This window comes from Leifsonia sp. 10N434, from assembly GCF_056394405.1.
In genome coordinates, this window is the sequence record NZ_JBFTHV010000009.1 from 131,864 (window position 1) to 142,178 (window position 10,315).

Genomic DNA, 10,315 nt, shown 5'->3' on the forward strand with positions numbered 1-10,315 from the left:
GCCCGGGAGCCGGCTCAGACGATATTCGCGTCGGTTCGGCCACGGAGGCGGCGCGCTGCGAGCGCTGAGAGCAGGCGCGGCGCCTGCGAGACGATGACGACGCCGATGATCACAACCACGCCGCCGAGCAGTTGGCTGAGGGCGGGCAGCTCTCCGAGCCAGACCCAGGCGATCAGCACCGCAACCGGCGACACGAGGTAGAGGAGTGACGTCGACGCCGCCACGGGCATCCGGGCGACCGCATACGCCCACAGCACGAACCCCGCCGCCGAGGGCAGCAATCCGAGATAGAGCGCTGCCAACCACGGCCCGGCACCCGCGCCGAGCAGGCTGTCACCGTCGAAGGGCACGAGCGGCAGCGTCATGATGGTGCCGGCCGTCATCGCGTAGCAGGCGACCTCGATGCTGGAGTAGCGCTTCAACAGCGGACGCTGCAGCGGGTGGTAGATACCCTGCGCCACCATCGCTGCCACCACGATCCACACCGCGCTGGACAGGGAGACCCCGGACCCGGCCAGACAGACGAACGCGACTCCGCCGAGTGCGACGATGCTGCCGACGACCGTCAGCCAGGAGACGCGCTCGGCGAAGAGGATGCGCGCGACGGCGACCGAGACGAGAGGCGCGGCGGCGACGATGATGCTCGCTGTTCCGGCGGGAACGTACAGCTCGCCCCAATTGAGGAGCAGCTGGTAGGCGGCCATGCCGAAGAATCCGCACGCCGCGATCCAGCCGAGATCGCGGAGCTTCGGCAGACGCGCTCCGACGACCAGGGCCACGAGGATCAGCGCGACCGTCGCGACCGCGAGACGAACGAACGAGAGCCCGATCACCCCCAGTGCGGGAGCCGCGACGCGGATCGCCGGAAACGCCGATGCCCAGAGCACGACGACGGCAAGTCCGGAAATCAGGGCCTTGTTGACTCTCATGACTCGATCGTGACAAGCTGGTTGAATAAGCACAATTGACGAGTTGTTTCGCTATACCTAATCAACGCTTATTGGAGCTGATCGATGATCGATGTGCGCAAGCTCAGGCTCCTCGCCGCTCTGGAGCGGCTCGGCACGATTGCCTCCGTCGCCGAAGAGCTTCACCTGAGCGCGCCCGGCGTCTCGATGCAGCTCACGGCGCTGGAGAAGGAACTCGGCCTCCGTCTCACGCGGCGCCAGGGACGCGGAGTGGCGCTCACCGCCGCAGGCAGATCGCTGGCGGCGCACGGCCACGACATCCTCGACCGGCTCTCCCTCGCCGAACTCGAACTCGAATCCCTTCGAAGCGGAAGCATCGGCCAGTACACGCTGACCGCCTTCCCGTCGGCCGCGCGAACCATCGTGGCCGACGCGTGCCGCCGGATCCTGCCCGATGTGGACCCCGCCATCGACCTGCGCATCACCACGTCCGAACCCGACGACGCGCTCGGTGCGCTTGCCTCGGGCGCGGCCGATCTCGCGGTCATCCACTCCTACTCGAACGTTCCGCGCGACATCCCGAACGGGCTGTCGTCCCGCCCTCTCGGAACGGAACCCGTCTGGCTGGCCGTCCCGGCGTCGCGCCCCGGCGAAACGGCGAGCGGGACGGTCGACCTCGCAGACTTCGCGGACAGCCGGTGGATCGCGCCGACCGACGACGTGACCTGCTACACCATGATGGAGCGGGCGTGCGGGCTGGCCGGCTTCCGCCCCCGCATCGTCGCGGAATCGATGGACTTCGCCGTGCAACTCGAGCTCGTCGCGGCCGGAACCGGGGTCGCGTTGGTTCCTTCACTGGCCATCGCGCAGCTTCCGGCCGGCGTCGACCTGCGCGAGCTGACGTCGCCGGTGAAGCGGAGCATCCACCTGGCCGCCCGCCAACCCGACTTCGCCGACCCGGGAATCCAGAACCTCGCAGCCGTCCTCGCCGAAGCCGCCTCCTCACGGCTCGCCACGACGCAGCCTCTCGCGTCCTAGAGCTCGGTCTCGAGCTGACCGTTCGCGTACCCGCTGCTCACTCTGCGGGTCCCTCGTCGAGCACACGGGGCGCGGGGAGCCGTTTCGTCCACCGGTCGTCGATCCTGCCGACGTGCCAGATGGTGAGTGCGAGCGTCCACGTGGTGATGAAGACGGCGACGATGATGAAGCCGACATAGTTGAGGTCGAGACGGCTGACCCAGCCGATCGGCCCCGTGGTGATGTCGAGCTTGTCGGCCACGACCGAGATGATCTCTTGGCCGCCGATGAGGAGCGCGACCGCGACGGATAACGCGGTGATGGTGATGTTGTAGTAGACCTTGCGGACCGGGGTGGAGAACGCCCAGCCGTAGGCGAAATTCATGAGGTAGCCGTCGACGGTGTCGAGCAGGCACATGCCGGCGGTGAACAGGACGGGCAACGTGAGGATCGCGTACCAGGGCAGCGCGAACGCGGCGGCGCCGCCGGCGAGGACGAGCAGGGAGACCTCGGTCGCTGTGTCGAAGCCGAGCCCGAAGAGCAGGCCGATCGGGTACAGCTGCCATGGCCGTTTGACCGATCGGGTCAGCGGCCCGAGCATCCGGCTGATGATGCCGCGACGGTCGAGCTGACGTTGGAGTTCCGTCTCGTCGTAGTTCCCCGTCCTCATCCGGCGGAACACGCCCACGACCTGCTCGAGTACGAGCAGATTGACGACGCCGAGCAGGAGCAGGAACACGCCGGAGACGGATGCTCCGATGAGCCCGGTCGTCTGCTGGAGGGCCGATTTGTCGCTGATGACTTGTGGCGCCAGGGTGCGCACTCCGAAGGCGAGCAGTGCGCACAGGCCGAAGACGACGCTGGAGTGGCCGAGCGAGAACCAGAAGCCCACGGAGACAGGGCGCTGGCCGTCGGCGATGAGTTTGCGGGTCGTGTTATCGATGGCGGCTATGTGGTCGGCGTCGAAGGCGTGGCGCAAGCCGAGCGTGTACGCAGTGATGCCGAGTCCGACGCCGAAGACCTGGGTCGGGCCGCCGACGTGGTAGCCGGCCGGCGCGACGATCCCGAGCAGAGTCCCCCAGCCGATGATGTGAAGAGCCACGATGAACGTGCCCATCGCGATCAGAGACGTCCACTTGCCGGAGACCCGGTCGTGCCCGTTCTGCATAGGTCGCTGTCCATTCGTCATGGCGGCGATCGCTCGGAAACGAGCCGGATCCGGTGTCGCGTTGTGCCCGAATCACTCTCCGTTGCGCACGTCGTCGTGTAGGTATCGTCTCAGTCTCGTCACTCGGCGTCGAGGCCCGATGGGATCACCCCGCTCGAGGAAAAGATCATCCTCGATTCCATTGCAAGTTCTCCACCCGGCTGTAAGACTGACCGCGGATCGACGACAAACTCGTGATTCCACCCCCGGGGAGGGCCCATGGCTGCATCGGAGACAGAGAGTAATCGACCAGGTGTGATGGTCGGGCCGACGAGCGAGTTCAGCTTGTTCTTCCGTGTGAAACCGGGTGATGGCGAAGCGTTGCGCGCGGCGTTGCGCGACCTCCAGAACACACCCGGGTATCGCCCCGGCGACTACGGAATGGCCATATCCACCATTCATGAGGCCCGCTTCGTGCTGTTCGACGATGACAGGCAGCTGGCGTTCATCACCAGTTTCGATGGACCGTGGGACGCCTACATGGAGGACTTCTTCACCTCCGGACCGACCCTCGCTCTCTTCGACCTGATCTTCCAGCACGCCGAAGGGTACGAGGGTCTCCCCGACCTCGCGTCGGTGAAGTCGTTCATTCTCGGCGCGCAGCAGAGCGCGGCGGCGTACGCCAGGAACTACCCCGGAACGGTGAAGGAGATCCGGAAGGCGCAGCGCGTCAACGCAGCGTTCGAGAAGGTGCTCGATCATCCGGATGCGGCGGAGGCGCTACGGCACCCCGCCCTGCAGCCGCTGCTCGACGAAGCCGCCGGCTGATCGAATCTCCGGAGGACACCGATGTCGGATCACATCTCAGGCCCGCGTGCGTTGTCCGAGCCCATCGCGGACATCACAGACTTCTTCGCCTTCCCGAGTCCGGAACGGCCGGGTCACCTCGTGCTCGTCATGAACACCCTTCCGTTCGCGCAGCCGTCCAACACGCTGTCCGACGGCCTCATCTACCGGTTCCGGGTACGTCCACTCACGGAGGACCGCACGAGCAGCGCCGCCCCGTTCGCACCCGGCGGGCGCGAGTTCGTGTTCGACTGCGTATTCTCAGCGCCCGGGCACCACGGCTCGGGTGACGACGCGGGGCAGCAGGGGTTCTGCACGACACCGAGCGGCGAAACCGTCGAGTTCCGGGTGAACGACGATCACGCCGAGTCGGCCCACGGGGTCCGGGTCTTCGCCGGTCACCGCTGGGATCCGTTCTTCATGGACGCTCCGGCCGCGTTGAAGACCATCGCAACGGGAGAACTCGCGTTCACCGACCCCGGCACGATCTTCCTCGACGGCAAGAGCGTGCTGAGCCTGGTGCTCGAAGTCGACATAGCCCTCCTGGAGGGCGCGCAGCTGATCGGCGTCGTAGCCGAGACGCTGACCCGCGGAACCTTCAACGTACGCATCGAACGCGTCGGGCGCCCCGAGGTCAAGAACATGATGCTCGCACCGAAAGAGCACGATCCGGTGAATCGCGATCTGGAGATCCGAGACCTCTACAACATGGAGGACGCCTTCCACCTCGGTGAGTCGTATCCCGGGGCGTATCGGGCACGCTTGAACGCGAACCTGGCGTACTGGGACGGCATCGACGGCACGGTCGATTGGGAGACGAACGCCAACGGCGACCATCCGCTCACCGATCTCGTGCTCGCCGACTACCTCGTGCTCGACCTGACGAAGCCGTACGCCGAGACGGGATCGTTCCTGGAGATCGAACTGGCGGCGATGCGCGGTGAAGCGCACGAGACCTGCGGTGGGCGCGCGCTCAACGACGATGTGATGGATACGATCTTCACCCAGCTCGTCAACGCCGGCAACGGGCCGGTCATCCGTGACGGCGTCGATGCACCGACCAGGCCGGCGACCCGTACGTTCCCCTACCTGGCGGAACCCGATCCCAATCCGCCGTCGGCTCCCGCGCACCACCACTGATCATGGAACCGCAGACGGGCGGTAACACCGGCGAGGCCGAGGTCCGACTCGAGCTCGACGATATTCAGAGCGGCGCGCTGCACGAGCGTCCGTCGCCCTACGTCGGCAGTCACCTCTTGCTGCGCATCGACGATCGCGAGGAGGGGCGCGCCTTCGTGCGGCGGCTCCTCCCGCTGGTCGACTCCGGACGGCCCGATCTGGTTCCGGCGCAGGGCGCCTGGATCACGGTGGCGTTCACCTACAACGGCCTCGAAGCACTCGGCGTTCCACAGGACTCCCTCGACAGTTTCGCACCGGAGTTCCGCGAGGGGATGGCCGCCCGCGCAGAGCAGCTCGGCGACGTCGGCGAAAGCGGCCCCGCCAACTGGGAGTGGCCCCTCGGCACCGATGACGTGCACATTGCGATCGCCGCCCTGTCACCGGATGCCGAACGACTCGCGGTGGTGCTGGAACGGGCCCACAAGGTCTTCGACGAGTCGCCCGGCGTCGACCTCATCTGGCAGCAGGACTGCTATCAGCTGCCGACCGGGAGGACCTCGTTCGGCTTCAAGGACGGAATCGGCCAGCCGCCGATCGAAGGAACGGGCGTCGCCCTGACCAACCACCACGAGCGACCGCTGAAGGCGGGTGAGATCGTTCTCGGCTATCCCGACGAGACCGGGGACCTCCCGCCGATGCCGACTCCGGACATCCTGGGGCGCAACGGAACGTACGTGGTCTTCCGTAAGCTCCACACCCGGGTGGCGGCCTACCGCACCTACCTGCGAGAAAAGGCCAAGAACCGCGAAGACGAGGCGCTCCTCGGCGCCAAGATGGTCGGACGCTGGCAGAGCGGAGCACCCCTTGCGGTCTCACCCGACCACGACGACGCCGCCTTGGGCGCCGACCGGCATCACAACAACGACTTCTCGTACGGCGACGATCCACGCGGTTTCAAGTGCCCTGTCGGCGCCCACGCGCGACGAGCGAATCCACGCGACGCACTCGACGGCGAGGGAAGCGTGGATGTGCGGCTTCACCGCATGATCCGCCGGGGCACCAGCTACGGCCCGATGCTGCCCGAAGGCGTGCTGGACGACGACGGGGTCGATCGCGGCATCATGTTCGTGTTCGCCGGCGCGCACCTGAAGCGACAGTTCGAGTTCGTCAAGACGCAGTGGCTCAACGACGGCATCTTCATCGGCGCCCCGGCCGAGAAGGACCCCATCGTCGGGTCTTCCGACGGCACCGGAGTTCTCACCATCCCCGAACGACCCATCCGGCGACGCCTGACCGCATTGCCGCCGTTCGTGGTGACCAGGGGCGGCGAGTACTGCTTCGCACCCGGTCTGCGCGCGCTTCGCTGGCTCGCGGACCTCGACACTTGACGACAGCTCAGACCACCGATAGCGCTCCCAGGGGGCAGAGATGACCGATTCACCGGAAACCGACCGATGGGACGCACTGGACTTCGGCCCGCCTGCCGCCGACGGCGTCGAGCCCAGCGAGTCGGTCGTCGTCGATCACGTGGCCGACGGCCGCGTGGCCGTGATCACCCTGAACCGGCCCCACGCCGACAACGCCATCACGACCGAGATGGGCGCGCGCCTGACCGAGATCCTGGAGGACATCGCGGTCACGCCGTCGATCCGGGTCGCCGTGCTGACCGGCGCGGGCGACCGGGCGTTCTCGGTCGGCAGCGACCTCCGCCAGCGCAATGCCATGACCAAGGAACAATGGCTGCGGCAGCGCCAGGACTTCGATCGCACCCTGTACACGCTCCGTCAGCTGCGCAAGCCGATCATCGCCGCCGTCAACGGCATCGCGTACGGCGGCGGGTCGGAGATCGCGCAGAGCACGGACTTCATCATCGCGTCGGACAACGCCACCTTCGGCCAGCCGGAGGCGATGATCGGCCTCTCTGCCGGCGGGGGCTCACCGGTGTTCCTCCCCCGGCTGCTCTCCCCCGGCCGGGCGCTTCAGATGCTGATGACCGGTGACCCGATCACTGCGCAAGAGGCCTACCGGCTCGGGATGGTCAACGAGCTCCACGCGCCGGGCGAGGTGCTCGACGCCGCGGTGCGGATAGCGACGAAGATCGCCAGCAACTCCCCCACCGCCGTGCAAGCCGTCAAGCGGGCAGTGCGTCTCGGCGACGGCGAGCCGATCGAACAGGCGATCGCCGTCATGATGGAGGCCCATTGGCGCTCCGCCGTGCACCCCGATCGCAGCGAGGGCATCGGTGCCTTCAACGACGGCCGCGATCCGTCCTTCCGAGACGCCGACTACTGACACCGACCTACTGACGCCGATCTACTGACACCGACGAGGAGACCCACCGTGGCCGAAACAGACGAACTCGAACAATCCCGTGCCGCACTCCAGATGATCAACCCGGCACCATACAACGCCGAAGCGCCCCCGGAGGCGCTGGTCGGTGACATCACGCCCACCGACTTCCACTACGTGCGGAGCAACTTCGCCGTGCCCACCCACGACGGCACCTTCACGATCGGGGGCGCGGTCGAGAACCCGATCTCGCTCACCCTCGACGACCTTCGATCCATGCCCGCCATCGAGCGCTCCGTCACGCTCGAATGCGCGGGCAACGGCCGCCTCGCGATGCGACCGCTCCCGACCGGAGAGCCGTGGGGCGATTACGCCGTGTCCACCGCACGATGGACCGGCGCCCGCCTCTCCGACGTGCTCGCCATGGCCCGACCGAACGACGACGGCGTCGAAGTGCGCTTCGAAGGCGCAGACCACGGCCCGTACCACCTCCATCCCGTCCTTCCCAACGTCGACGGTGGAGACCTGACCTTCGTCAGAAGCCTCCCGCTCGCACTCGCTGCCGACCCGGCCACAGAGATCCTGATCGCGTACGAGATGAACGGCGAACCACTCCGCCCCGATCACGGCGCCCCGTTCCGAGTGATCGTGCCCCACTGGTTCGCCGTGGCCTCGGTCAAATGGCTGCACCGCATCGACGTGCTCACCGAGCCGTACGCCGGCGAGTTCCAGACCGGCCACTACATCTACGAGTGGCCCGACCGGCCCCACGAGCCGGTGACTGTCATGCGCGTGCGTGCGCGCATCACCGACCCGGAATCCGGATCCGTGTTGCCCGCCGGACCGCACACTGTGCGCGGCAAGGCCTGGTCAGGCAGCGGCCCGATCACCAACGTCGAGGTGAGCCTCACCGGTGAGGGCGACTGGTTGCCGGCGACAGTCGAACCCCCGAAGGGCCCGTACCAGTGGCAGGACTGGACATTCGAATGGGTGCCGCCGAACGACGGCAGACACGCGCTGCGCGCGCGTGCGACCGATGCCGCCGGAAACGTGCAACCCGAGGTCCCGCCGTGGAACCGGCTCGGCTACGGGAACAACTCGGTCGAGGTCATCTTCGTCGACGTCGAATGACGCGTCCCGTTCTGGGCCGACCTGGGTTCGAACGGCCTGTCTGCTACCTGGCACCGCGGGATGTTCGTCCGGTCACCGTTCGACGACCGAGAACACGGGTGCGGTGTAGTCGCCGTTCTGGATGGCTTCGCTCGGCCCGTAGAGACGCAGGATGAGGTAGGAGTCCTTCTCGGGGATCGGGAGGAAGTGCGGGTCGTCGACGTGGGCGTCGACGTCCGCGCTGAGGAGGATCGAGTACGTTCCGTCGTCGTCGGGGGTGAGCGTGCGGTCGCCGCGGCTGTGCCGGTTGATGCTGTTGTGCGCCATCAGCCGGTTGTCGTCGCCGTAGGCCGTGAACGACCAGAACTCCGACACATCCGGTGCCGCGAACCTTGTCCGGTACTCGCGTCCACCCGCGCCGTTGATCGGCTGCCCGTCCGCGTCCGTCTCGATCTTGACGTACACCGACTCGACCGGCGGGAGCCCCCACTGGCCGAGCAGCGTCCCGATGTCGAAGACGTCGCGGGGTGCGTGCTGCAGCTCCTCACGGGTGCCGAGGGCGCCCTTCGAGCTCGTCACCGTCGGCGCCAACGTCGTCAGCTGCCGCATCCCCAGCTCCTCACCGCGGGCAGCAGCTTCGAGCTGCTCATCGGTGAAGTCGGTCCGGCCGGGCTCGACGCCGACGGCGGCGATCGGTTCCAGCCACTCGGCGTCCACTTGGGCCATGGAGCCGTCGGCAAGGAGGAAGTTCACCCGCTCCAGCCACGTCGTCGCGGCGGGATCCGGGAAGTCCCGGACGGCCGGCGCCGGCTCCGGCTCGCCGAGGTACTCGGACAGGGTCTGGAGCACCCATCGGTCCTGCAAGTCGCGCGCGACATCGAGGTCGTCCCCACCGGTCGTCATGATCCGCCCCATCACCTTGATGAGGTTCGAGTCCGACCGGACGACGTCGTCGATCCCCTCCGGCACCTCGCCCGCCCAGTCGCGGGCGGCGAACAGGAACCGCCCACCCTTCGGCCTCGGGTGCGCGAGCCGATCATCGCCGTCGTGTAGTGCCCCATGTCCATCGTGTGCAGGATCCAGTACCGATCGCTGTCGACGTCGGGCACCGTCACCACCACCGGCTTCGCGGCGACGTCGAACCAGCCTTGCAGGTGCAGGGTGTCGTTGTTGATCGTGGGATGAGCGGTGTAGGTGTCGTCGGCGAGATCCCGGAGCTTCTGGAACTCGTTCAACCGAACCCCCGGTTCGATCGTCGTCTCGTAGAGGAACCCGTAGGCCTTGTCCATCGAGTACCCGTACAGGTACGCCTCCCGCGCCGTCTCATCCGAGATGCCCATGCGCTACTCCCCCTCATCACCACTTCATCGCCGAAAGCTTCGTGGCCATTCCAGCATCATCCGAGTACGCGCATCTAGGGAGCTCAGGAGAATGCTCAGGGTGCAGGAACCGATGGGCTACTGTTCGCGCAAATGCCGCTCGGCCTCGCGAGCACCCGGCGGCCCCAGGACCAGCCCGTGGAAGGACGTTCGGCGATGAAGTACTCGAATCTTGGGCCCACCGGCGTGTCGCTGGCGTGGCCCCTCTCCCGACCCGTCGTCATCCTCTTATGCGGGTTGCCTGGTTCCGGCAAGACGACCTTCGCTCGCCGACGCGAGCGAGAGACGGGCGCGATCCGCTTCAGCACCGACGAGTGGATGGCCGACCTGGGTCTCGACTACTTCGACGCACTGCGCGACAACGTTCAGGACCGCCTGGACCGTCTCTGGGCACAGCTTGTCGAGCGCGGACTGAGCGTCATCCTCGAAGACGGGACGTGGCAGCGCGACGAGCGCGATGAGATCCGCCGCATCGCCGAGCGGCTCGGCGCCGGCACCGA

General features: G+C 67.1%; 10 protein-coding genes and 1 pseudogene. 7 read left to right on the top strand and 4 right to left on the bottom strand.

All coding sequences use genetic code 11. The annotated features are described in order from the left end of the window. Positions 1-14: 14 nt before the first annotated feature. Positions 15-929 (bottom strand): DMT family transporter, encoded by a 915-nt coding sequence (locus AC1DB1_RS18845; protein WP_477201906.1) that lies wholly within the window; start codon positions 927-929, stop codon positions 15-17. Positions 930-1,013: 84 nt separating this feature from the next. On the opposite strand from AC1DB1_RS18845, the gene AC1DB1_RS18850 reads away from it, so the two are divergent. Continuing rightward, positions 1,014-1,946, top strand: a complete 933-nt coding sequence (locus tag AC1DB1_RS18850; RefSeq protein ID WP_477201907.1) for a LysR family transcriptional regulator — start codon at positions 1,014-1,016, stop codon at positions 1,944-1,946. Positions 1,947-1,983: 37 nt separating this feature from the next. On the opposite strand, the gene nicT is transcribed toward AC1DB1_RS18850, so the two are convergent. After that, entirely contained in the window at positions 1,984-3,114 is a 1,131-nt protein-coding gene (gene nicT / locus AC1DB1_RS18855) for a Nickel transporter NicT (protein ID WP_477201908.1), read from the bottom strand. A 399-nt stretch (positions 3,115-3,513) separates the two neighbouring features. Between nicT and AC1DB1_RS18860 the strand changes: the two genes are divergently transcribed. Genes AC1DB1_RS18860 through AC1DB1_RS18880 form a run of 5 tightly spaced genes read left to right on the top strand, consistent with a single transcriptional unit; the run spans position 3,514 to position 8,457 of the window. Then, complete coding sequence (locus AC1DB1_RS18860) at positions 3,514-3,900, top strand: hypothetical protein (RefSeq protein ID WP_271175980.1); 387 nt, start codon at positions 3,514-3,516, stop codon at positions 3,898-3,900. Between the two features lie 21 nt (positions 3,901-3,921). Beyond that, positions 3,922-5,058, top strand: a complete 1,137-nt coding sequence (locus AC1DB1_RS18865) for a DUF4331 family protein (RefSeq protein ID WP_477201909.1) — start codon at positions 3,922-3,924, stop codon at positions 5,056-5,058. Between the two features lie 2 nt (positions 5,059-5,060). After that, a complete protein-coding gene (locus AC1DB1_RS18870; protein WP_477201910.1) occupies positions 5,061-6,425 on the top strand; it encodes a Dyp-type peroxidase in 1,365 nt (454 codons plus the stop codon). 40 nt (positions 6,426-6,465) lie between these two features. Next, positions 6,466-7,329, top strand: a complete 864-nt coding sequence (locus tag AC1DB1_RS18875) for an enoyl-CoA hydratase/isomerase family protein (protein ID WP_477201911.1) — start codon at positions 6,466-6,468, stop codon at positions 7,327-7,329. A 48-nt stretch (positions 7,330-7,377) separates the two neighbouring features. After that, on the top strand, positions 7,378-8,457 hold the full coding sequence (locus AC1DB1_RS18880) for a sulfite oxidase (protein WP_477201912.1): 1,080 nt from the start codon (positions 7,378-7,380) through the stop codon (positions 8,455-8,457). 72 nt (positions 8,458-8,529) lie between these two features. On the opposite strand, the gene AC1DB1_RS18885 is transcribed toward AC1DB1_RS18880, so the two are convergent. Beyond that, a complete protein-coding gene (locus tag AC1DB1_RS18885; RefSeq protein ID WP_477201918.1) occupies positions 8,530-9,351 on the bottom strand; it encodes a DUF1214 domain-containing protein in 822 nt (273 codons plus the stop codon). Further along, a pseudogene (locus tag AC1DB1_RS18890) lies at positions 9,346-9,776 on the bottom strand (DUF1254 domain-containing protein); the annotation flags it as partial. The gene AC1DB1_RS18885 and the pseudogene AC1DB1_RS18890, both read right to left, overlap by 6 nt. A gap of 195 nt (positions 9,777-9,971) precedes the next feature. Here AC1DB1_RS18890 and AC1DB1_RS18895 point away from each other — a divergent pair. After that, the coding region (locus AC1DB1_RS18895) for a P-loop nucleotide/nucleoside kinase family protein (protein ID WP_477201913.1) at positions 9,972-10,315 on the top strand (344 nt) is incomplete at its 3' end.